Source organism: Streptomyces sp. NPDC020379, from assembly GCF_044387105.1.
GTDB lineage: Bacteria > Actinomycetota > Actinomycetes > Streptomycetales > Streptomycetaceae > Streptomyces.
This window is the reverse complement of sequence record NZ_JBIRVR010000010.1, coordinates 11,289-33,664: the sequence shown is the minus strand read 5'-3', so window position 1 is coordinate 33,664 and position 22,376 is coordinate 11,289. Positions and strand designations below refer to the sequence as shown.

The 22,376-nt window shown below is 72.2% G+C and carries 16 protein-coding genes and 1 pseudogene; 2 read left to right on the top strand and 15 right to left on the bottom strand.

Going from position 1 to position 22,376, the window contains the following annotated elements:
* The first annotated feature begins 207 nt into the window (after nucleotides 1-207).
* The gene (locus tag ACH427_RS15560; protein ID WP_398869979.1) at nucleotides 208-855 is read left to right on the top strand and encodes an N-acetylmuramoyl-L-alanine amidase; all 648 of its coding nucleotides are present in this window, start codon (nucleotides 208-210) and stop codon (nucleotides 853-855) included.
* On the opposite strand, the gene ACH427_RS15555 is transcribed toward ACH427_RS15560, so the two are convergent.
* From ACH427_RS15555 to ACH427_RS15515, 9 genes and pseudogenes are all read right to left on the bottom strand, one after another.
* A complete protein-coding gene (locus ACH427_RS15555) occupies nucleotides 852-1,523 on the bottom strand; it encodes a class I SAM-dependent methyltransferase (RefSeq protein WP_398869978.1) in 672 nt (223 codons plus the stop codon). The two genes, ACH427_RS15560 and ACH427_RS15555, sit on opposite strands and share 4 nt — an antisense overlap.
* Complete coding sequence (locus ACH427_RS15550) at nucleotides 1,520-1,879, bottom strand: hypothetical protein (RefSeq protein ID WP_398869977.1); 360 nt, start codon at nucleotides 1,877-1,879, stop codon at nucleotides 1,520-1,522. Before ACH427_RS15550 ends, ACH427_RS15555 begins: the two co-directional genes overlap by 4 nt.
* 65 nt (nucleotides 1,880-1,944) lie before the next feature.
* Nucleotides 1,945-2,952, bottom strand: coding sequence for a hypothetical protein (locus ACH427_RS15545; RefSeq protein ID WP_398869976.1), 1,008 nt, complete (start codon nucleotides 2,950-2,952; stop codon nucleotides 1,945-1,947).
* 274 nt (nucleotides 2,953-3,226) lie between these two features.
* Nucleotides 3,227-3,979: a GntR family transcriptional regulator gene (locus tag ACH427_RS15540; RefSeq protein WP_398869975.1), complete on the bottom strand. Its 753-nt coding sequence runs from the start codon at nucleotides 3,977-3,979 to the stop codon at nucleotides 3,227-3,229.
* 126 nt (nucleotides 3,980-4,105) lie between these two features.
* Nucleotides 4,106-4,822 (bottom strand): HAD family hydrolase, encoded by a 717-nt coding sequence (locus ACH427_RS15535; protein WP_398869973.1) that lies wholly within the window; start codon nucleotides 4,820-4,822, stop codon nucleotides 4,106-4,108.
* Nucleotides 4,823-5,023: 201 nt separating this feature from the next.
* Nucleotides 5,024-7,477 (bottom strand): annotated as a pseudogene (locus ACH427_RS15530) (sugar phosphate nucleotidyltransferase); the annotation flags it as partial.
* A 78-nt stretch (nucleotides 7,478-7,555) separates the two neighbouring features.
* Nucleotides 7,556-8,527, bottom strand: a complete 972-nt coding sequence (locus ACH427_RS15525; protein ID WP_398869972.1) for a Gfo/Idh/MocA family protein — start codon at nucleotides 8,525-8,527, stop codon at nucleotides 7,556-7,558.
* A 2-nt stretch (nucleotides 8,528-8,529) separates the two neighbouring features.
* Entirely contained in the window at nucleotides 8,530-9,852 is a 1,323-nt protein-coding gene (locus tag ACH427_RS15520; protein ID WP_398869971.1) for an MGH1-like glycoside hydrolase domain-containing protein, read from the bottom strand.
* 125 nt (nucleotides 9,853-9,977) lie between these two features.
* Nucleotides 9,978-11,114 carry a zinc-binding dehydrogenase gene (locus tag ACH427_RS15515; RefSeq protein WP_398869970.1) on the bottom strand — a complete coding sequence of 379 codons (1,137 nt, stop codon included), beginning with the start codon at nucleotides 11,112-11,114 and terminating at the stop codon, nucleotides 9,978-9,980.
* Between the two features lie 353 nt (nucleotides 11,115-11,467).
* On the opposite strand from ACH427_RS15515, the gene ACH427_RS15510 reads away from it, so the two are divergent.
* The gene (locus tag ACH427_RS15510; RefSeq protein ID WP_398869969.1) at nucleotides 11,468-12,634 is read left to right on the top strand and encodes a copper resistance D family protein; all 1,167 of its coding nucleotides are present in this window, start codon (nucleotides 11,468-11,470) and stop codon (nucleotides 12,632-12,634) included.
* A gap of 11 nt (nucleotides 12,635-12,645) precedes the next feature.
* Here the strand turns inward: ACH427_RS15510 and ACH427_RS15505 are convergent, their stop codons facing one another.
* The 6 genes from ACH427_RS15505 to ACH427_RS15480 form a co-directional block, all read right to left on the bottom strand.
* Nucleotides 12,646-14,520 carry a hypothetical protein gene (locus ACH427_RS15505; RefSeq protein ID WP_398869968.1) on the bottom strand — a complete coding sequence of 625 codons (1,875 nt, stop codon included), beginning with the start codon at nucleotides 14,518-14,520 and terminating at the stop codon, nucleotides 12,646-12,648.
* A gap of 103 nt (nucleotides 14,521-14,623) precedes the next feature.
* Nucleotides 14,624-17,170, bottom strand: coding sequence for an ATP-binding protein (locus ACH427_RS15500; protein ID WP_398869967.1), 2,547 nt, complete (start codon nucleotides 17,168-17,170; stop codon nucleotides 14,624-14,626).
* Between the two features lie 257 nt (nucleotides 17,171-17,427).
* Nucleotides 17,428-18,990, bottom strand: coding sequence for a Na+/H+ antiporter (locus ACH427_RS15495; protein ID WP_398869966.1), 1,563 nt, complete (start codon nucleotides 18,988-18,990; stop codon nucleotides 17,428-17,430).
* Between the two features lie 185 nt (nucleotides 18,991-19,175).
* Nucleotides 19,176-19,850 carry a GntR family transcriptional regulator gene (locus ACH427_RS15490; RefSeq protein ID WP_398869965.1) on the bottom strand — a complete coding sequence of 225 codons (675 nt, stop codon included), beginning with the start codon at nucleotides 19,848-19,850 and terminating at the stop codon, nucleotides 19,176-19,178.
* A 134-nt stretch (nucleotides 19,851-19,984) separates the two neighbouring features.
* Nucleotides 19,985-21,355, bottom strand: a complete 1,371-nt coding sequence (locus ACH427_RS15485) for an aldehyde dehydrogenase family protein (protein WP_398869964.1) — start codon at nucleotides 21,353-21,355, stop codon at nucleotides 19,985-19,987.
* Nucleotides 21,352-22,356 (bottom strand): proline racemase family protein, encoded by a 1,005-nt coding sequence (locus ACH427_RS15480; RefSeq protein ID WP_398869963.1) that lies wholly within the window; start codon nucleotides 22,354-22,356, stop codon nucleotides 21,352-21,354. Before ACH427_RS15480 ends, ACH427_RS15485 begins: the two co-directional genes overlap by 4 nt.
* Nucleotides 22,357-22,376 lie beyond the last annotated feature (20 nt).

Genomic DNA, 22,376 nt, shown 5'->3' with positions numbered 1-22,376 from the left:
CGGTACACGGTGGCTTCGCGGGAGGGATGGGCAGAGACGCACCCCCGGCCCCGGCCGCTCACGACCCGATCATCGTAGCGGCGGAAAATAGTCTCATCGCGACAATTATCGGCAATCACCTGAAAGGTGAAGCCTTCCGCCTTTCCGGAACCGGTGAGGGCGGTGCGCGCGTTCTCCGGTCAGGACGGATGAGCCCGGGGGGCGCAGGTGGAGCGGGAATGGGACGGGTCGCGCATCAGCAGACGTGGGTTGCTGATCGGGGGCGGCAGCGCCGCGGCGGCCGTGGGGGTGTATGCCGGGCAGGACGGGTTCCAGAGATGGTGGTGGCGCGCCTCGGGGCAGGAGAGACCGCGCCGGGACGGCGTGCTCGACCACGCGGGCGCCGAGTGGGTCGCCGCGTCGTCGGCGAACTGGCGGCGGGCGGCGCGGCCGGCCGACTACGCCGTGGACCGGGTCGTCATCCATGTGGTCCAGGGCAGTTACGGCGACGCCCTCCGGGTCTTCCGCGATCCCCTGCACCGGGCCGCCGCCCACTACGTCGTACGCAAGGACGGCCACATCGCGCAGACCGTACGCGAGCTCGACGTGGCCTTCCACTCCGGGAACCGGGAGTTCAACGAGCGCAGCGTCGGGATCGAGCACGAGGGCTACGTGGACCGGCCCCGCGATTTCACGGCGGCGATGTACGCGGCGTCGGCCCGGCTCACAGCGGACATCTGCGCCCGCTACGCGATCCCGGTGGACCGGTCCCACATCATCGCCCACTCCGAGGTGCCGGGCACGGACCACACCGATCCGGGGCCGCACTGGGACTGGGACCGGTATCTGGGGCTCGTCCGGGCGTCCGGCGCCTAGGCGGCGGGTTTGTCCCAGACGAGGGAGTAGCGCCACAGCAGATGACGGCGGAAGCGGCATCCGGACAGCAGCCGCTTCGCCTCCCGGCGCACCTGGCCCCAGGTCATGGCGGGCATGCGGACGGGCATGCCGTCCGGGTCGGTCTTGCCGCCGTGGCGGCGGGCGTTGAGCCGGGCGGCGGGGACGCCGGCGCCGGAGATGATCCAGTCCAACGGGGTCCGCTCGCGGGCCAGGCCGACGACGACCAGGCGTCCGCCGGGGGCGAGCAGGCGGACCATGGCCTCGATCGCCGACGCGAATGCGACGTGGTGGACCACCGCCACCGCGCTGACGAAGTCGTAGGTCCCTTCGCCGAGCAGGCCGTGTGCGTCATCGAGGAAGTCCGCCTCCGCGAAGGTCGCGTTGCGCACACGCGCGCCGCGTTCGCGGGCGAGGCGGATCATCTCGCCGGAGGCATCCACGCCGGTCACGGCGGGGACCCGCCGGGCCAGTTCGCGGGCGAGCAGGCCCTCGCCGCAGCCGATGTCCAGGGCCGAGCCGCACCCGGGCGGCACGGCACGGAGGACGAGCGGGTGGTAGTGCACGTTGTGGTTCCAGTAGTTCACGGCGTCGTGTGCACTCGCGGCGCGGTCCGCGCCCTGCCCGCCGGTTCGGGGAAGTCGCGTCATTCCGGGTCCGTGGCGTCGGCCGCTCGCTCCAGCGCCTCCACCAGGCGGCGCACCGTCTCGTCGGAGCTGTCCTGGGCGACGATCGAGCGGCCCGCGACGTTGATGACGATGGGGGGAGCGGTTGGGCGGGCGGTGCGCCAGGAGGCGTAGGAGAGCGCCAGGTTCAGGGCGGTGAAGCCCTGGCCCAGGATCACGTTGATGATCTCGACCGTCCCCATGGCCCCGCCGGACCGGAACGGCCGTACCCGCTCCACCGTGGCGCCGCGCCGGACCTCGGGGTCCTGGCGCAGCCACTCGTACAGGTCCGCCACCGCTCCGCGTTCCTCGTCCGTCGTCGCGTCGATCCGTATGCGCATGGTCGTCCCCCTTGGTTCACCCGAGCCCCACGACAGGGAAGCACCAGCATGCCCGACCGTGCGGCTCAGGGGCGCTCTTCGGGCGCGATCAGTTGGGCGACCCTGGCCGTCGTCAGTTCGGTGGCGAGGACAGTGCGGCGCAACGGCAGCAGGCGGTGTGCCTTGCAGTGCTGCGTCGGGAGCGGTGCGTAGCTCTCCCCCACGATCCGCGTCCAGGACGCGTCGAACCGCACCCGGACGATGACGTCCCGCACCTGGTCGGAGACGATCGACGACCCCAGGAGCCACAGGCCGGGCCCTCGCCGCGTGCCGGGCGGGTCGAAGGCCAGGTGCAGCAGGCCGGCCGAATGTCCTTGTGGGTCACTCAACCGGTGCCACGCGATACGGCCGTTCCCGTCGATCCGGCCGAAGGTGCCCGTGCCCGCCCGCGCCGTGCCGAGCAGCACCACCCAGAGGCCGCCGGGCCCGCTGATCAGCCCTACCGGTGTGCTGCCTCGCTCCGCGGGGACCGGGAGCTGCGCTGTGCGTCCGCTGCGCGGGTCGATCCGCAGCAGGGCACTCGTGCTGTCCTGGCTGACGTAGAAGTCGCCGCTGACCGGGTGCCGGGCGGCGAAGATGGGCTGGGGTTCCGCGTCGAAGAGCCGGTGGCGCGCCGGGCGCGTGTGGTCGAGGGCCAGCACCTGGTTGCCCTCCTTCAGCGTCACCCACAGCGTGTCGCCGTACTCGCTGACGTAGTGCGGCCCTCGGCCACCGCCGGGGATGTCGATCTCCCGTTCCACGCGTGGCGCGGAATCGAGGGCCTCCGGTCCCGGGTTCACCAGAAGCAGCCGGTTCCCGCCCTCGTGCGTGGCCCAGATCCTTCCGGGGTGGCGCCTGGAGACCGCCAGGCCGTGCAGCATCGCGTCCGGCGGTCCGAGGGGGAACGCCTTGACGCCCGTGACCCGTTCGGTGCGCGGGTCGAGTCGCAGCTTCACCAGGTGACTGTCGGACATCTGGGACACCAGGGCCATCGGCCTGCCGGGCAACTTGACGATCTCGTGCGTCTCCTCGGCGAACGGGAGCTCGTATTCCATCACCGGTCGCCTGTGCGGTACTTCACGTTCCGGGCCCTTACGTTCCGGACCTTTACGTTCCAGAGCGGCCGCCACTCCCCCGGTCGCCTCGAGCAGCGTCCCGGCCAAGGTCAGACCGCCCAGGGCGAGCAGTCGACTCTGAAAAGTGCGGCGGTCCATACGGCTCCCCCAGGTGCGCGCGGCTTCTCGTCGGCGGGGTCCATGGAAGCGATATGTCCCGACAATCGGATGGCGGACGCACGGGATTCACTCGTGTGGGTGGCCTCGGCGAGGGTCAGCGGTCCGTACCGGGCGATTCCCGCTCCCGGGCTCCGCAAGCGTCGACCTCGAAAGCGACATCGAGGACGTAACGGTCGCCCACGTAGCGTGACTCGGTGAGTTCGCACGGCTGGTCGTGCTGATCGAGGATCAGCCGCACCTCGATGAGCAGGGCGGTCCCGGGAGCGATGGCGAGCAGCTCGGCTTCGTACGCGTCCGCCACGCCTGCCCTGACCGACGAGTGGCCCCGGGTGGGGATCTTGCCGAGGTCCGTGAGCGCCTCGTGCATGGAACCGGCCACGAAATCCGCCTTCAGGAGGCCGGACAGCTCCGGAGGGAAGACGGCCCGCTCGAGCGCGGTCGGGACATCGTCGGCCAGCCGCACCCGGCTGATCTCCACCACGTCCACCGGCACCCGGAGGAACAGCCGGTTCGCCTCCTCCTCCGTGGCAGGGCGCAGCGTGGCCGTGAGCAGTCTCGACGTGGGTTCGTGGCCTTGCCGGCGCATGTGCTCGCTGAACCGGACGAGGTTCTCCGCCCGGCGGTGGGTCGGGGGCTCCGCCACGAACGTACCGCGCCCGGAGACGCGGTAGACCAAGCCCTCGGTGACGAGCTTCTGGACGGCGGCCCGTGCCGTCATGCGGCTCACGTTGAATTCGGAACACAGCTCCGACTCCGAGGGCAGCACGTCATGGGGGCGCAGCTTGGCGATCCGTCCGCGCAGCGTCTGCTCGATCTGGTAGTACCTGGGCGTGAAGTCCGGTCTCACTGGGGCCTCCGGGGAAAAGGTTTCGCTCTGTTGTACAGGCGTCCTGTGATGGGCGACCAGCTCCGTGATGCGGGAGGGCCCGGTGGGAGCCCACGGGGTCGCGGGCTCCCACCGGGCGGATCCGGTTCAGCCCCGGAAGGCGGTGCTGCCGGGCGAGACGGCCAGCGCGTCCGCCCAGTGGTGGAGCGCGGGCTCGGCCAGGGATTCCAGCAGCCAGTCGGCACCGGTGTCCGTGCGCGGTTCCGCGTCCGGCAGTGAGGGGACCACGACGAGGCGCAGCCCGGCGGCGCGCGCGGCGGCGACGCCCGTGCGGGAGTCCTCGAAGGCGACGGAACGGGAAGGTGCGGCGCCCAGGGCCGCGCAGGCGGCGAGGTAGAGGTCGGGCGCGGGCTTGGGGTTCGGCACGTCGTCGACCGCGAGGGAGACGGGCAGCAAGCCGGCCAGCCCGGTGGAGTCCAGCGCGATCTCCAGCAGCGGCCGGGGGCTGTTGCTGGCCACGGCGACGGGTACGCGCTCCGCGCAGGTACGCACCAGTTCCAGGGCGCCCGGGAGGGGGGAGACGCCTTCCTCGAGTTCCCGGCGGACCCGGTCCAGGAGGCCGGCGGTGAGGGCCTTCTCCTGCCCGGGGCATCCGAAGTGCTCGGCCAGGATGAAGCCCAGGTCGGTGGGTGTCCTTCCGATCAGCAGCTTCTTCTGCTCCAGGCCGAACGCGTGGCCGTGCTCCGCGAAGACCGCGGCCTCGGCCCGCGTCCAGCAGGATTCGGTGTCCACGAGCAGGCCGTCGCAGTCGAAGACGATGGCCTCGATCTCCGTCGTCAGAGGGTAGGGAGCTGGGGGTGGCACGGTGCCTCCAGGGTGGTCGGTACGGGCTGGTGTGTGGCTGACCGGGCCTCAGCGCGGGACGGTGTCCAGCACGGCGAGGTCCCCGAGAACGGTCTTCGCGGCCGGCGAGGACGCGGGAGTGGTCCGCCCCCTGGGGTGCGGGGCCTTGCCGGGGGCCGTCCCCGGTGGAGTGTGCGCGGCCACCGTCTCGCCGACGCGCAGCGCCCACCGTTCCAGCAGGGCGCGGGCGGCGGCCTGGTCCGGGGCCTCCGCCCAGAGGTGGGTGACGGCTTCCGCGGGGTCGGGCACGACCATGACCCAGCGGTCGTGGCCTTCGACGACGCGGACGCCCTCGGTGACCGAACTGTCCAGGTTTCCCGGCGCGGCATGCGTCAGCGTGCGCATGAGGGCGCCCTTCGCCTCCCACGGAGTGGGCACGGTGCGGTGCGGCACATGGGGCACGGGGGTGCGGTCGACGACGCCGCTGAGGGGTTCGGGGGAACGGGCCAGCAGGCCGGCCAGGTGCAGGAGCGCGGCGAAGGCGTCGGGGGTGGCGGACACGGCGGGGACGACGAAGCCGCCGCGTCCGTCGGCGGCCCAGCGGACGTCCCCCTCGCGGACGGTCTGGGCGAGGGCGTACGCGGAGGCGGCCGTCCGGAGCACCTCGGTGCCGCGCGCGGCGGCGAGGCGTTCGGCGACGCGTGAGACGGTGCCGGGCAACGCGATCCGCCCGCCCGGCCGCAGGCTGGTGACCAGGTCCGCCAGTACCAGGGGCGCCCGGTCGGCGGCCACGCGCCGGCCCTGGTCGTCGACGATGGTCAGCCGTTCACCGGCCGGGTCGATACGGGCGCCGAAGGCGGCCCGCGCGGAGGTGACGAGCTCGGCGAGGCGGTCGGAGTCCGTGGCTCCGGCGTAAGCCGCCGTGTCCGAGGCGGTGTTGATGACGAGAGCGTCGATTCCCAGGGCGCCGAAGAGCTGGGGCAGCAGGGCCCCGGCGCTGCCGTGGGCCGCGTCCACCACGATCCTCAACCGGGCTTCGCGGAGGTGGGACGTCTCCAGGGTGCCGAGCAGGGTGTCGGCGTAGGCGTCGACGACGCCCGCGGGGCTGTGCAGACTTCCCACCGCGCTGGGGTGGGTGCGGTACTCCTGCCGCGCGTAGACCCGGTCGAGCTTGCGCCGGGTCGCCGGGGAGAGTTCGCCGCCGTGCTCGTCGAGGAAGCGGACCGTGACGCGCTCGGGCGTGCCCGGCACGGTACGGATCACGACACCGCCCGCGCTGTGCAGCGCGGTCTGCTGCCGGGCAACGGGCAGCGGCACGCTCTCAATGTCCCGTACGTCCACGGCGGCGCACTGCAGGGCCGCGGTGAACGCGCGGGACAGGGCCCGCCCGCCGGGGGAGTCGTCACGGGCGACCGTGACGGAGGCGCCCTGGGGCAGGGTCGTGGCGTACGCGCCGGCGAGCCTGGCCATCAACTCGGCGGTCAGCTCCACGTTGAGGATCCCCGAGACCCCGTCGGGGCCGAACAGGCTGACCTGGTTGCGGGATTCCCGGATGAGGGAGGAGTGGACGACGGCACCCGCCTCGACGGCCTTCCCGGGGTAGACACGGACTCCGCCCGTGACGATCGAGTCCTCGCCGATGGTGCACGCCGCTCCGATGACGGCGCCCTCGGCGACGCTGGCGCCGCTCATGACGCTGGTGCCCTGGCCGATCACACAGCCGCGCAGCCGGGTGGCGGGGCCGAGGTACACGCCTTCGTGGACGACGGCGCCTTCCACGACGGTGTGCGGTGCCACCACCGTGTTCGGGCCGAGGACGGTGTGGGCGCCGATGACGGCGCCGGCCTCGACCCTGGTGCGGGCGCCGATGTGGCAGGGGGCGTGGAGCCGGGCCTCGGGATGGACCTCGGCGCCCTGGGCGATCCGGATGCCGGGCGACGTCTCGAATCCGGGGAGGTCGACACGGACCCGGCCTTCGAGGATGTCGGTGTGGGCCTTGAGGTAGCTCTCCTGGGTCCCGATGTCCTCCCAGTAGCCGTCGGCCACATAGCCGTACACGGGCTTTCCCTCGGCGAGCAGCCGGGGGAAGACGTCACCGGCCCAGTCGGCGGGGCCGTCCTTGGGGACGTAGTCGAATATCTCGGGTTCCATGACGTAGATGCCGGTGTTGACGGTGTCCGTGAACACCTGGCCCCAGGTCGGCTTTTCCAGGAACCTCTCGACACGGCCGTCCTGGCCGGTCACCGTGATGCCGAATTCCAGCGGGTTGGGCACCCTGGTCAGGCAGACGGTGGCGAGGGCTCCCTCGGCCCGGTGGAACGCGATGAGTTCGGTGAGGTCGATATCGGTCAGCGCGTCCCCGGAGATCACGAGGAACGTGTCGTCGCGCAGTTCCGCCTCGGCGTTCAGGACGCTGCCGGCCGTGCCGAGCGGAGTGGTCTCGTGCGCGTAGTGGAGCCGCATGCCGAGCTCCTCACCGTTCCCGAAGCGGTTCTTGATGAGGGCGGCGAGGAATTGGACCGTCACCACGGTGTCGTTCATGCCGTGCCTGCCCAGCAGCCTCAGCACGTGCTCCATGATCGGCTGGCCGGCGACGGGCAGCAGGGGTTTCGGCAGATCGGAGGTCATGGGGCGCAGGCGCGAGCCCTCGCCGCCCGCCATTACAACGGCTTTCATCGGGTGTGCAACCTTCCTTGGTCGGGACTTCCGGCAGGCAGGGATCTCCGCCGGTCGGGACGGGATCCGTCACAGGCGTCATCCGCCCGGTGGAAATCCGATGACCGTTCGTGCCGCGTCGATGACCTGGGCGATGAGCCGCGTCTGCTCAAGGGGCATGACGTAGGCGGCCTCGCCCGCCAAGGACCGTTCGATGTTCTCGACCATCAGCCGGTACGGGTCCACCGCGGGATAGTGCTTGATGTCGGTCGTGCACCCCTCCTTCGTGATGTCCAGGCGGGCGGGCTGGACTCCGGCGGTGAAGGCCGGGGAGGAGAGGGATACCGCGCCGTCGGTTCCGCGGACCGTGAATTCTTCCGCGAGCGTGCCGGTGAGCGAGCACTCGATGTCCGCGGTGCCCCCGCGGGGGAATGCCAGCCTCATCGAGAGGGAGGAATCCGCGGAGGTGGGGGTCCACCTCCGGTGCCTGACCCGTTCGACGCGCGGCGTCTGCCAGCCGAACGCCGCGAGGGTGGCGGATATCGCGTAATAGCCGACGTCGTACAGCGCACCGCCTCCGAGCGCGCTGTCCAGTCTGTAGTTTCCCGCCGCCGGTGCCAGGCCGTGGAACCGGGACGTGACGTGGACGGCCTGTCCGATCGCCCCCGATCCGACGAGGCTCTCCATCTCCTGGGTGCGCGGGTGCCAGCGGTTCCACGCGGCTTCCACCAGCAGCCGGTCGGCGGCCCGCGCCGACCGGATCATCGAATCCACTCCCGTGGCCGACAGGCCCAGCGGCTTCTCGCACAGCACGTGCTTCCCGGCCGCCAGCGCCGCTTCGGCCCATGCGCGGTGAGCGGCGTTGTGCAGGGCGATGTAGACGATGTCGACGGCGGGATCCGCCAGGAGATCCGGGTAATTCGTGTACACCTTCTCCGGTGTGAGCGTCCAGGCGCGCTGCGCGCTCCTGGACGCGACGGCGTAAAGGTGTGCGCCCTGCCCGGCACGCACCGCCGGTCCCAGGCTCGACTCCGCGATGGAACCCGCTCCGAGAAAGCCCCAGTTCGCCATGGTCAGTCCTCCAGGAAGAGCTGGTCGCCGTTGTCGTCGGTGAGTGGCAGGCCCTCGGTGGCCAGCAGGTCGAGGACCAGCGAGCTCCACCCGAACGAGCGGGCTCCGTGGCCGCCGGCGTCGTGGGGGCCGTAACACTCCCGCATGCCCGCCGCGGCCGCACATTCGGCGCTCCGCAGCGCGAGCTCACGCGCTTCGTGGTGGTATCCGCGCTTGCGCAGACCACCGTGGAGATACCAGTTGAGGTTCATCCAGCTCGAACCGCGGAAGATCGCCGCCGTGCTGAAGTCCGGGTCGAAGGTGACCTCGGTGGCGGACACGCTGGAGACCGGGTAACGGTGCCAGAATTCCCGCTCGTCGAGGAGGTGTTCTTCGACGATCCGCTTCGCGATGTCGTCGGGAATGAAGTCGTTGATGACCGGGAAGAGGGAGCTCGCGGTCAGCACGGGAACGCGTTCCCCGGCCACGAGATCGAGGTCGAAGAAGGCGCCCGCGTCGTCGTCCCAGCAGTGCCGCACCAGGGCCCGGCAGATCTCCTCGGACCCGCGGGCCAGGTCGGCCGACGTGGCGGCGGGCAGGCCGGCGGCCTCCGCGAGGCGGGAGAGCGCCATCAGGCCGTCGGCGTATATGGAGTTGACCAGGACGTCGTTCCAGACGAAGGTCCGCGCGTCACGCAGCGGGCTCTCGGGGTGCCGGCCGCCGGAGTAGCCGTCCAGCAGGGTGCGCATGGCGCCGTGCCAGTCGGCCGCGACGGTGCTCGGCAAGGAGTCCTGGATGCCCAGCGCCCGGTCGTACTTCGGGCTCATGTCGAGGCCCGACTCGTCCGGCTGGTAGATCTCCAGGAGACCGGTGCCGGGGCTGGTGCGGTGCTCGCGCAGCCAGGAGAAGAACCCGAGGGCGGCCGGGAGCACGTCCCGCAGCCAGGCGTGATCGCCGGTGGTCTTGAAGACGTGCTCGATCGCCCTGGCGACGACGGGCGGCGCGATCGTGACCGAACGCCATTCCTCCCACACGTCGATCCTGAACTCCTGGGTCGCCTTCGGGCGCAGGTCGTCCTGCCAGAGGATCATGTGCGGCAGGAACCCCGTGCCGGTGACGGCCGACAGCAGCGAGGAGAGTTCCTTCTGTGCGCGTCGCGGGTTCAGGTGGGTGAGCGCTATGGCGTGGTAGCCGCTGTCCCAGGCCCATTGGAAGGGGTAGGTCTCGGGCGACGGGCAGGTGTAGTCGTAGGCGTGCCGCGCGCCGGCGGAACAGCCGGTCCGCCGGTTGGCCGCGAGCGTCGCGGCTGCCGCCCGCGCCGCCTTGCCCGCAATCGTCTCGTTCATCGAAGCTCCGTGGTTTTCCTGGCGATGCCGGGTGCCGCCGGAGGGGCCGTCCGCCCCTCCGGCGGCACCCGGCCCGGAAGGCCGTCCGCCGGCCGGGGGGGGCCCGCGGATCCGGGACCGGTGCGTCAGGCCGGAACTCCGATCTCCTCCGCGGGCTCCCAGCCCTCCGGGGCAGCCGGCAGGATTCCCTTGCCCAGCATCGAGGTCTTCATCGAGGCGCCCTGTCCGTAGGTGGTGAATCCCCGGCGGACACCCTCCTCGTCCTCGAGCCGCACCCGGGTCGTGACCAGCGGCCGCGCGTCCACGAGCCCCGTCTCGATCAGCCGCAGCGCGACACCGGCCACGTGCGCCGAGCGCGTCATGGGGAACTGCCGGACGTCGAAGGGGGTGGAGCGGAGCTTGAGGCCCTTGGCGAGGATCATCCAGGTGTTGAACATCTGCGGGACGGCCGTGGCGCCGTAGAGGACATATGTGCCTCCCGGCCGCAGCAGGCCCATCGCCGACTCCCGGATGTCCTTCCGGCCGTCACCGGGGCCGTCGATGTGCGGCAGGGCGTCGAAGACGTAGTCGGCGTACTGGTCGTGGTGTTCGTGCACGAAGGTGTCGAGCTCGGCGGCCTGGCTCTCCGTGTTGAACGACCGCGTGGCGCCGTAGCGGCAGGCCACCTCCAAACGGGCGTCGTTGCGGTCCAGCACCGTCACGGAACCCGCGCCGAGGTAGCGCTCGAGCACCTGGACGGCGAGCAGGGCGCTGGGGCCACAGCCGAGCACGACGCAACTGTCCCCCGGCTTGGGCGGGTTGAGCAGCAGGGAGCGCAGGACGGAGGTGAGCGGCTCGATGATCGTGGCCAGGTCGGAGGGGATCGAGTCCGGCAGGACGACGGCGGCGGCCTGGTCGGCGTCGTAGAAGTTCCGCTCGGTGTACCACGTGGTCTCCATGCCGCGCTGCCCCGGGAAGAGCGGGCGGAGGGCCCGGTAGTCGGCCATCCCGCCGAAGTCGGTCTGCCCCCAGTAACACATGCGCGCGCCGGGCTCGACGAACCCCTTCAGGCGCGAACCCACCTCCAGGACACGGCCCACGTATTCGTGCCCGGGAATGATCGGCCATGCGTCGGGGAACAGGTGACCCCTGAAGTAGGAGACATCGGTGGAACAGATGGAGACGGCCTCGGTCTCCAACAGCACCTCGTCCGGCTGGCATACGGGGTCGGGGACCTGCGAACGGACGATTTCACCGGGTGCTGTCATCAGGTACGCGTGCAACGAACTCTCCATGGAACACGAGCGATTGCTGCGGAGACATGCGCAAGGCACCCGAAAGGCCGCGCCGCCTAGGGGCGTTGGCCGTGCGAAGTCAGTCCGCCAGGGCACAGGTGGCGCCACCTGCTTGAAGAAAACCCTGGCACCTGTATGGCTGTATAGCCAGCCAGAAGATAAGGGACATATTTGCCTCTATGAGGGCAAGGACCGTGCACAGCTTCCCACTGTGATGTAAATCTGCCGCGAGCGGATCGGCATGCCATCGCCGGGGACGGGGAACCGCCGAAGCGAGCACTTGGGCGTTACCTACACACACCAAGACACGCCTTCGGTAAGTTTAGGCTAACCTTACTTTTATGACCCTCGTCCACCTGGCCGCCTCGGCCGGTTACCCCATGCCTCCGCTCTGGAGGATCCTCACCAAATCGGGCTATTTCCTCGGCCTTTCCGGGGCCGTCGGCGCCACGGTGACCTACGCGGCGGCCCTCCGCCCCGCGCTTCGCGCGCCGGAGAGCGAGCGCGGCGACGTCGCCGTCATGCACCGTCGGACGGCGTGTCACCTCGCCTGGGCCGGGGTCGCCCTGCTCGTGTCCGGCTACTTCCAGCTCGCCGCCCGCGTGGCCCGGGCGGGCAAGGGCATGCCGTTCGGTGAGGCTCTCGCACCGGGGCACATAGGGGACTTCCTCCAGGCACCGGCGGCCAAGGGGGCCTGGGTGGCCCAGGGCACGGTCTATCTGGTGCAGAACGCCGTCCTGGTCCTGGCATCAGCCGCGCTGATCGCGCTGTTCGTCCCCCGGGCGCGGCGGCACCTCGACGTGCTCGCGCTGACCGCCCTGCCCCTCTCACTCGCGGTGTCGATCGTCTCGGCGATACCCGCCGTGACGCCGAAGGACGCGGACAAGGTCCTCGACCTCGTCTTCGGCCAGGTCCACATCATCAGCGGCACGGTATGGACCGGCGGTCTGGCCCTGCTCGCCGTCCTCGCCGGCACCCGCGGCCGGCTGAGCGAGAACGCGGGCGTCCTGTGGGCCGGCCTCTGGCGCCGCTTCGGTTTCGTCGCCCTCGTCTGTGTCGCCGCCGTGCTGATATCCGGGCTGTGGATGAGCTGGAAGCGCGTCGGCTCCGTCGGCCAGCTGTGGACGACCACCTTCGGCCTCTTCCTCCTCGTCAAGACCGTGCTGGTCCTCGGCATGGTGGCCGCCGGGGCCGTCAACCAGTTCTGGCTGGTGCCCCGCATCGCCCGGGCCCGTCGTGCCGACGCCACGGCCTCCCTCCTGCACCTGACGCTGCGGCACTTCCCGAAGGTCGTCTGGGCCGAGGTCGCCCTCGCGATCGCCGTCCTGGCCGTCGTCCCCTTCCTCACCGGCTCCGCCCGCTCCGAGGCCGGCGGCTCGCCCCCTGTCTCCAGTGGCAGTGTCTTCGCCACGGGCGCCGCACTGACCCTCACCCTGGCGGCGTCGCTCTACCTCACGGTCAGGACCTCCGACGCGCTCTCCCGGCGTGAGACGCCGGCCGCTTCCTGACGCGAGCCGGGTCATCCGGCGGGATCGGTGAGCGAGGCGATGTGTGCGTGAGCGTCCCGTGCCGCCGCGGCCAGGCGCTCGTCCGCACGCACCTCCCGGTCGAAGTCGCCGAGATACAGGGGCAGCCGGGTCCGGCGTTCGGTCACCGCCCGCAGAGCGGGCAGGGCGGCGGCCGCCTCGCGTCCCATGCCGGTCAGGACCGAGCACGCGTAGGCGCCGTACGCGTCGTCGTCCAGGTAACGCGGGAGGATGTCGACAAGGACACCGGCCGCGGCGGTCCCGGAGTGTTTCCAGAGGGCGCCCAGCAGGCGGGGGTGCAGGCGTCGCGGCCTGTCCGTCAACTCGCGCAGACGGGCGGCCTGCCGGGGCGACAGGCCGCCGTGCTCGGCGAGCCATTCCAGCAGGAGCGCGGTGAAGGCGCGACGGCGTGGCTGTCCGACGGCGTCCTCGAAGCACCGCTCCGCCCGGCTCCGGTCCCCGGTGAGGCGGATCACGGTCATCAGCGCGTGGTCCGCCTCCCCGGTGCCGGTCTCCCCCGCGATGACGCGTTCCAGGAGCGGCACCGCGGGGGCCGCGGCCGGGCCGATGTCGCCGAGGGTGAGCAACAGCTGTGTCCGCAGCCAGCGGTGAGAGCTCGCGGTGTCCAGCGAGCCGTCGAGCCGGCGCGTCAGTTCCGCCACCGCCGGGGCCGACGCCGCACCGCAGGCGCGCAGCACCGCCACGGCGGACGGGACCACGCAGCGCAGGGGGTCGCCCGGACACCGCTTGCCGTGCCGGCCGAGGACGTCGACGGCCGCCGCGACGAGAGGCGCCAGGTTCACGCCTGCCGCGGCCAGCCCTTCGGCGGCCTCGCCCGCCTCCCGGCCGGCCGCACCCGAAGCCACCAGCGCGCACAGCCCGGCCATGGCCCGGGCGTCGCCGGTCCTGGCGAGGGCCAGCACCGCCGCTTCCCCCGCCCACGGGTCGCCGAGGAGGCCGGCCAGCTCGTCGGCGCAGAGCCGGACAGCTTCCAGCGAGGCCCCGATGACGGCCGCCGCCGCGGCCCGCAGCTCCGGCACGGCGTCGGCGAGCATCGGTCGCAGGCACGTGACCACGGAGGCCGGGGCCGCGCGCCAGTGCCGCAGCGCGGCTTCGGCCATGTCGACCGCGGCCCGGCGCCCCACCGGACTCTGCCGGGCGGAGAGCCGCTCGAGCCAGGCGTAGCAGGCGGCTTCCCCGCCATGGGCCCGTACCGCGAGCCCCCACAGCGTGCCCGGCCGCCATGCGATCAGCCCGCCGGGGCCGCCGAGCCGCTCCCCTCCCCCGTCGAGATCCGCCAGCACCGCCGCTTCCCAGGGAGCCCGGTGCTCCGCGAGCCCGTGCCGCAGGACACCCAGCGCGGCGCGCAGCCGGACGGCCGGGTCGTGGTCCTGCCGCAGTCGTACGGCCAGCGGGAGGAGTCCGGCGCTCCCCGCCCGGCCCGACGGCTCGAAGACCGCCTCGGCGAGAGCGAGTCTGGCGGCTGGAGGCGGTTGCCGTGTCGCGCTGAGCTCTTCGACGGCTCGGCGGGGGTCCGCCGACGCCAGCAGCCAGGCGGCGCGGCGCCGCGCCTTCTCGTCCCTGTCGCGCAGCCGGACGAGGGCGGCCTCCGCGGCGGCCGGCCACGGGCTGTCGTCGCGGCAGAGGTCGGTCAGCAGCCGGAGGACGGCCAGGCGGACGGCGGCGTCGGTGTCGTTCGTCAGGGCCAGCAACCGGCGTGCCACCGGGCCGGCGCGGTCCGTTCGTACCGCGTCGAAAATCGCGCTTCGCGCGGCACCGTAGGCAAAACCGTGGACATCGCTCAGTGCCTCGCGCAGCCAGGCACCGACAGCGTCAGCCGGCCCGTGCACCGGCTCGACGGGGTTCACAGAACGGGGCGAACGTCGCCCTCTCGCGTAGACATGCCGCGATCTTCCGTCAAGCGGGGGCTCACACGCAACTCCGGTTGATTCGCTGAACCGGAGGACCGGGTCATGTGGGGGTCTCCGGCACGGGGGTGGGTGCCGCGGGCAAGGAGACGACCATGGTGAGCCCGCCTCCGGGGGTGTCCTCCGGGGTGAGCGTGCCGCCCATGGCCTCGGTGAGGCCGCGGGAGAGGGCGAGCCCGAGACCGAGACCGCTGGTGTTGTCGGTGTCGCTGAGGCGTTGGAAGGGCAGGAACGCGCGTTCCTTGTCGGCCGGCCGAAGCCCCGGACCGCGGTCGATGACGCGCACTTCGACGTACGGGGCCAGGGTGCTGGCGCTGACGGTCACCGGATGCCCGGCGGGCGAGTTGCGTACGGCGTTGGCCACGAGGTTGGCGATCACGCGTTCCAGCAGCGGTGGGTCCGCGAGCACCTGGGGCGCGCTCTCCAGATCCAGGGTGACCACGGGCACGGCCGGCTCGGGCAGGGTGTCGAGCGCGAGCGGCAGCACTTCCGCGAGCGTCGTGGGTTCCAGGCGCAGGGACAGCGCGCCCGCCTGTAGCCGGCTCATGTCGAGCAGGTTGTCCACGAGGCGGTTGAGCTTGGCGAGGGACTCCTCCGCGGCGGCGAGGAGTTCTTCGCGGTCCTCCGGCGAGAAGTCCACGTCGCGGCTGCGCAGCGAGCTGACGGCGGCCCAGCAGCCGGCCAGTGGGGTGCGCAGGTCGTGGCTGACGGCGGCGAGGAGGGCGGTGCGCATCCGGTCGGCGGCCTTGACGGGCTCGACCTCGGCCGCGACCTCGGCGAGCCTGGCGCGCTCGACGGCGGCGGTGAGATGGGCGGCGAAGGCGGTGAGGACGCGGTGCTCGGAGGCGGGCAGCCGGCGGCCGCGCAGCACCAGCACGCTGTCCGTACCGATCGGGACCCTGGTCTCGTAGCCCGGATCCGTGTCGCTGTCGGGCGCCGCCCGGTGCCCTGTCCGTCCTGTGCCGTGGGAGAGTTCGGCGCTCTCCATCCCGAAGGTCTCACGGGTGCGTTCCAGCAGCGCGGGCACGGCCTTGTCGCCGCGCAGGATGCTGCTCGCGAGCGAGGACAGGGTCTCGGCCTCCGCCGCGGCGCCGGCGGCGCGGCGGCCCAGGCGCAGGGAGCGGTCCACGATGGCCGCGACGGTGACGGCCACGGTCGCGAAGGCGATCAGGAGGATGTTGTCGGCCTCGTCGAAGGTGAACTGGCCGACAGGCGGGACGAAGTAGTAGTTCATCAGCATGGCGGCCGTCACTGCGGCGAGCAGGGCGGAGAGGACGCCGCCGATGCAGGCGACCCCCAGCACGGTCAGCAGGAAGAGCAGTATCTCGCTGCTGAGGTTGAGTTGGGGGTGGCCGGAGTGGCCGCGCAGCAGCAGGGTCAGGAGCGTGGGCAGCACGAGACCGGCCGTGGGGCCCGCGACCCGGCGGGTGAGTGGCAGGCGGTTCGGCGGGGTGGCCGGCACGCGTCCGCGCTTGGCGCGTTCGTGGGTGACCATGTGCACGTCGATGTCGCCGGAGAGTTCGACGATGGTCTCGCCCGCTCCCCGGACGGTCAGCGAGCCCAGCAGCCAGCCGCGGACCCGGGTTCCGATGACCAGTTGGGTGGCGTTCTCCGCGCGGGCGAACTCCATGAGCGCGGTGGGCACATGATCCCCGACGATGGAGTGGAAGGTACCGCCGAGGCTCTCCACGAGCTGTCGCTGTCCGGCCAGGGCGGCGGGCGCGGCGTCGACCAGGCCGTCGCTCCGGGCGATGTGGACGGCGAGCAGGTCGCCGCCGGAGGAGCGGGCCGCGATCCGGGCGGCGCGGCGGATGAGGGCCTCGCTCTCGGGACCGCCGGTGATGGCGACCACGACGCGCTCGCGGGTCTCCCAGACACCTCCTATCCCGTGCTCGTAGCGGTAGCTCTGCAGGGCCTCGTCGACCCTGCCCGCCACCCACAGCAGGGCCAGCTCCCGCAGTGCCGTGAGGTTCCCGATCCGGAAGTAGTGCGAGAGGGCCGCGTCGACCTTCTCGGGTGGGTAGATGTTGCCGTGTGCCATGCGCCGCCGCAGACCTTCGGGCGGGATGTCGACCAGTTCGATCTCGTGGGCCCCGCGCACGAAGGTGTCGGGCACGGTCTCGCGCTGCCGCACCCCGGTGATCTTCTCGACGACGTCGTTGAGGGACTCCAGGTGCTGGATGTTGACGGTGGTGACCACGTCGATCCCGGCGGCGAGCAGCTCCTCGACATCCTGCCAGCGCTTGGCGTTGCGGCCGCCGGGGACGTTGGTGTGGGCGAGTTCGTCGACGAGCACGACCTCGGGGTGGCGCTCCAGCACCGCTTCGAGGTCGAGTTCGGTGAGCTCCAGGCCCCGGTGGGTGCGTGTCGTGCGGGGCATGACCTCGAGCCCTTCGAGGAGCGCGTCGGTGCGCGGGCGGCTGTGGCTCTCGGCGAAGGCCACCACCACGTCCTTGCCGCGGTCCGTGCGCCGCCGTCCTTCGTCGAGCATCCGGTAGGTCTTTCCGACCCCGGGTGCCGCCCCGAGGAAGACCTTGAGCTTGCCCGGAACCGCGCCCGGGCCACCGGTCGGGGCACTGCCCTGCGCCATCGATCGCTCCTTCTCATGGAGGCGGCACGCCGCCGGGGCCTCGTCGAGTCAGGAATGTGGATGACCGGCGTTCGCAGCAAAGCGCGAACCGCCCTGCCGGAGCGGGATTTTGGCACGTCATTGATGCCCCGCCCCATGACTTTGACGCGTCCTTTATGGCACTCGATGCCTTGTTCTGATCCGGCGTTCCGATCCGGCGTTCCGCCCCGGCGCCGGGTCCGGGGCTCCGGCCGGACCGGTCGGCGGAAAAGGGCTCCTCAGTCCGCGAGTCCCAGGTCCTCCAGATCCAGGGCCCGTTGGATGCGCCGCCTGGTGGTGTCGCTGATCTCATGCGTGTCGTAGAGACGCCGCAGCTCGTCGGACTCGACATCGATCAGCGCGCGCCGCAGGGCGCGGTGGTCGGCGAGGGCGGACGGCATGCGCGCGTCGTCGTCCGCGCCTTCCTCCTCCTCGGCGCGGAGGCGGTGCTCCAGGTCGCGGCGCAGCCGGCCGGCGACCGCGGTGGGGACCGCTTCGAGGTCGACGAGCTCGTCGAGGTGGAGCAGCGCCGCGCGGGCGAGGCTGCCGCGGGCGCGGGCCTCCTCGCGTGCGGTGTGCTCGGGCTCCAGGGCGATGCCGGACCAGCGGACCAGGGGTGCCAGGGTGAAGCCCTGCGCGATCAGGGTGAGGGCGACGACGCCGGTGGTGAGGGTGAGGACCAGCGAGCGGTTCGGCAGTGGCTCGCCCCCGCTCGTCACCAGCGGGATGGACAGGGCGGCGGCCAGCGGCATGACACCGCGGGTGCCGGCCCAGGAGGCCACCACGGGGACCCGCCAGGAGATCCGGCCCGCGCCGCGCCGGTGCTGCATCACCGCCGAGAGCGGGAAGATCCACAGCAGCCGTACGGCGACGACGGTGCCGGCCACCGCGAGGACACCGAGCGGCCAGCCCCGCTCGCCCGGTTCCAGCGCACGGACCAGCGACGGCAGCTCCAGCCCTATGAGCGCGAAGACGACGCTCTCCAGCAGGAACACCACCGTGGCGTAGACGGCGTGCACCTGGAGGCGTATCGGGGCGTTGTCCAGCTTGTGGCCCGTACTCCCGAGCAGTACGCCCGCGAAGACGACCGCTGTCACCCCGGAGGCGTGCAGGTCCTCGGCCAGTACGTAGGCCGCGTACGGGGTGACCAGCGCTATCACGGTCTCCAGCACCGGGTCCTCGGTCCGCTTGCGTATCAGCACCACCAGGCCGGCGACGGCGGCACCGACGAGTGCGCCCCCACCGCCCAGCGCCACGAACTCGCCCGCCGCGGCCGGGGGCGAGACCGCGCCGCCGACGACCGCCGACCCCACGGCCACCTTGAAGAGCACCAGGCTCGTCGCGTCGTTGAACAGGCTCTCCGACTGCACCATGGCCTGCACCCGCGGCGGCAGGGACAGGCGGCGGCCGAGGGCGGTCACCGCGACCGGGTCGGTGCTGGCGAGCACCGCGCCGAGCACGAAGGCCATGGGTCCGGTCAGCGGAGTGGCCAGCGAGGCCACCGCCCACACGGCCGCCGCCGAGGCCAGCACCAGGCCGAGGGCGAGGACCGTGACCGGCCGCCACACCTCGCGCAGGTCCCGCCAGGGGATCTCCTCGGCGGAGGCGTACAGCAGGGGCGGCAGCACCAGCACGCTGATCACTTCGGGCTCGACGTGGACACCCGGCATCCAGGGCAGCGTCCCCAGGGCGACTCCCGCGACGACCAGCAGTGAAGGGGCCGGTATGCGCCAGTGGCGCGCCCCGGTGGCGACCGCGGTGGCCACCGCCACGAGGAAGAGCACAGCAGTCAGGCCGGTCATGTGGTCGTTCCCCCGAGAGTGTGCCGAGGCGCGGCTGATGAAGCCCTGTCGCCGACCAGACTTCCCGGCACTCCACCTGGGAACCTACCCGACTTCGACGAAATCCGGCTACGGCGGGTCACGTCGCCGGGGCCGAACCCGGGTCCCGCCGTCCGCACTTCGGCCCGCCCGGCGGACCGTCCGGGTCAGCGGACTTCGGCGCCCTTCGCCCACAGCGAGCGCACGTGGCCGAGGTGGCGGGCCATGCACTTCTCGGCGCCCTTGGCGTCCCCCGCGAGCATCAGGTCCAGGAGCTCGACGTGCTCCTCGGCGGAGGGGATGAGTTCGCCGCGCCGGTCGAGGGCGGTCAGCCCGTACAGGCGCGAGCGCTTGCGCAGGTCGCCGACGGTCTCGACGAGGCGTTCGTTGCCGGAGAGCGCCAGCAGGGTGAGGTGGAACTGCCGGTCGGCCTCGAGATAGCCGATGAGGTCGTGGTCGCGTGCGGCGCGCACGATCTCCTCGGCGACCGGACGGAGCGCTTCGAGGTCCTCCCGGGCGGCGGTGCGCGCGACGCGGCCGGTCGTGGGGACCTCGATGAGGGTGCGGATCTCGGTGTACTGGTCGAGGTCGCGCTCGTTGACCTCGGTCACCCGGAATCCCTTGTTGCGGACCGGCTCGACCAAGCCCTCGCGGGCGAGGTCGAGCATGGCCTCGCGCACCGGGGTCGCGGAGATGCCGAAGTCCTCCGCGAGCTGCGGTGCGGAGTAGACCTCGCCGGGCCGGAGTTCGCCGGAGATGAGCGCGGCCCGCAGGGCATGGGCGACCTGGTCGCGCAGCCGCTCGGTCGCGGTGATGAGGTTGCGCTGCTTGAGGTGGCCCATGGTCTCCCCCGTGTCGCTGTCGTCGTGGTGCGGCGGCCTGTCAGGGGCCGCCGCGTCCTCGGCACGGTCGCGGCCATGCTGCCCGGCTGGTCCGTACCTGGACGGTCCAACGAGCGTACAATGTCACATCATTCTCAGGGAGCCAGGGTGTAGGTCCGGCTGGACGTGTAGAAGTCCAGTGCCGCACGGCCCTGTTCGCGTGGCCCGTGGCCCGACGCCTTGGTCCCGCCGAACGGCAGGTGGAAATCGACGCCGGTGGACGGGGCGTTGACGCGGATCATTCCGGTGTCGAGCCGGTCGAGACCGTGCAGCGCCGCCTCCAGCGCGGCGGTGTGGACCGAGGTGACCAGCCCGTACGGGACCGCGTTGCTGATCCGCACGGCGTGCGCCAGATCGTCCGCGGGCAGCAGGGCGGCGACGGGGGCGAAGACCTCCTCGGTGAGCAACTGGTGGCCGGTCGGCACCTTTTCGACCACGGTGGGGGCCGCGTACCAGCCGGGGGCCTCCGGAGCCGTGCCCGCGGCGAGGACGGACACACCGCCCAGGGCTGCCTCGAACCGGTCGCGGGCCCGGCTCGAGACGAGGGGCCCGCACACGGTGACCGGGTCGGCGGGGTCGCCGACGGGCAGGGCGCGCAGTGCCTCGGCGAGGGCCTCGCGCAGCGGGCCGAGGGCCGCGCCGACGGCGATCACGCGGCTGGTGGCGGTGCACTTCTGTCCGGCGTATCCGGCGACGGCGGCGGCGATATGGGCGGCGGCCCGCTCGATGTCGGCGTCGGGCAGGACGATCGCGGCGTTGAGCCCGCCCGTCTCGGTCTGGACCGGGATGCCCCGTGCGGTGGCGGCGCGGGCGACGGCGCCGCCGACGGCGGTGGAGCCGGTGAAGGAGACGACGTCGGCTGCCGTGAGGACGGCGTTGCCCTCGGGCGCGCCGCCGGGCACGAGGGTGAACACACCGTCGGGCACGGCCTGTCGGACGATCTCGACGAGCCGCTGGGCGCACGCGGTGGCCTCGGGCGCGGGTTTGAGGACGACGGTGTTGCCGGTGGCGAGGGCGGGCGCGGCCTTCCAGGAGGGGATGGCGAAGGGGAAGTTCCAGGGGGTGATCAGGCCGGCGGCACCGTAGGGGCGGCGCCGGGTGAGCAGCAGTCCGGGGCCGCCCGCCGTCTCGTGGACGGCGCCGACCGGTTCGTAGGGCGCCTGGGCGTAGTAGCGCCAGATCGCGGCCGTGCGGGCGACCTCGGCCCGGGCCTCGGCGAGGGGCTTGCCCACCTCGCGTACGGCCAGGGCGGCGAGTTCCCCGGCCGCGGTCTCGACGGCCGTGGCGACGGCGGAGAGCGCCGAGGAGCGGGCGGCGGCGCCGCCGAGCAGCCAGCCGGGCTGGGCGGCGCGGGCCCGCTGGACGGACTCGACGGCGGCAAAGGCGCCGGGTGCGGGCACCTCGGTGACGATGTCGTCGGGGTCGGCCGGGTTCCGTGAGAGGAGGGGGGTCTGGTCGGCGGTCACAGGAGGAAGCCTCCGGGGAAGGGGTCGTCCGGGTCGAGGAAGTACTGCGCGGTGCCGGTGATCCAGGCGCGTCCGGTGACGGTGGGCACGACCGCCGGGAGGCCGCCGACCCGCGTCTCCCCCACCAGGCGGCCGGTGAACCGGGTGCCGATGAAGGACTCGTTGACGAAGTCGCGGCCGAGCGGGAGCGCGCCGCGGGCGTGCAGCTGGGCCATCCGGGCGGAGGTTCCCGTGCCGCACGGGGAGCGGTCGAACCAGCCGGGGTGGATGGCCATGGCGTGCCGCGAGCGGTGGGCGTCGGAGCCGGGGGCGGTGAGGTGGACGTGTTTGAGTCCGCTGATCCCGGGGTTCTCGGGGTGGACGGGGCGGTCGGGCGAGGCGTTGATCGCGTCCATGACGGCGAGCCCGGCGGCGAGCAGGTCGTCCTTGCGGGACCGGTCGAAGGGCAGCCCCAGGGCGTCGAGTTCGACGAAGGCGTAGAAGTTGCCGCCGAAGGCGAGGTCGTAGGTGACGGTGCCGAATCCGGGGACGTCGGTCTTGCGGTCGAGTGCGGCGCAGAAGGCGGGCACGTTGGTGAGCGTGACGGACCTGGCCGTTCCGTCCTCGACCTGGACGTCGACAGTGATGAGGCCGGCGGGGGTGTCGAGGCGCACGGTGGTGACGGGTTCGGTGACCGGCACCATGCCGGTCTCCACGAGGACGGTCGCGACGCCGATGGTGCCGTGCCCGCACATGGGCAGCAGTCCGGAGACCTCGATGTAGAGGACCCCGTAGTCGGCGTCGGGCCGGGTGGGGGGCTGGAGGATCGCGCCGCTCATGGAGGCGTGGCCGCGCGGCTCGTACATCAGGAGCGTGCGGAGGTGGTCCAGGTGCTCGGTGAAGTGGGCCCGGCGCTCGGCCATGGTGGCGCCGGGGATCACGCCGACGCCGCCGGTGATGACGCGGGTGGGCATGCCCTCGGTGTGCGAGTCGACGGCGTGGAAGACATGGCGAGTGCGCACGGACGTCCTTTCGGCGGTGC

Coding starts and splice junctions, on each gene's coding strand:
- ACH427_RS15500 (WP_398869967.1), bottom strand. CDS start 17,170: ATGGCGCAGGGCAGTGCCCCGACCGGTGGCCCGGGCGCGGTTCCGGGC.
- ACH427_RS15555 (WP_398869978.1), bottom strand. CDS start 1,523: ATGACGCGACTTCCCCGAACCGGCGGGCAGGGCGCGGACCGCGCCGCG.
- ACH427_RS15495 (WP_398869966.1), bottom strand. CDS start 18,990: ATGACCGGCCTGACTGCTGTGCTCTTCCTCGTGGCGGTGGCCACCGCG.
- ACH427_RS15490 (WP_398869965.1), bottom strand. CDS start 19,850: ATGGGCCACCTCAAGCAGCGCAACCTCATCACCGCGACCGAGCGGCTG.
- ACH427_RS15525 (WP_398869972.1), bottom strand. CDS start 8,527: ATGGCGAACTGGGGCTTTCTCGGAGCGGGTTCCATCGCGGAGTCGAGC.
- ACH427_RS15510 (WP_398869969.1), top strand. CDS start 11,468: ATGACCCTCGTCCACCTGGCCGCCTCGGCCGGTTACCCCATGCCTCCG.
- ACH427_RS15550 (WP_398869977.1), bottom strand. CDS start 1,879: ATGCGCATACGGATCGACGCGACGACGGACGAGGAACGCGGAGCGGTG.
- ACH427_RS15520 (WP_398869971.1), bottom strand. CDS start 9,852: ATGAACGAGACGATTGCGGGCAAGGCGGCGCGGGCGGCAGCCGCGACG.
- ACH427_RS15545 (WP_398869976.1), bottom strand. CDS start 2,952: ATGGAATACGAGCTCCCGTTCGCCGAGGAGACGCACGAGATCGTCAAG.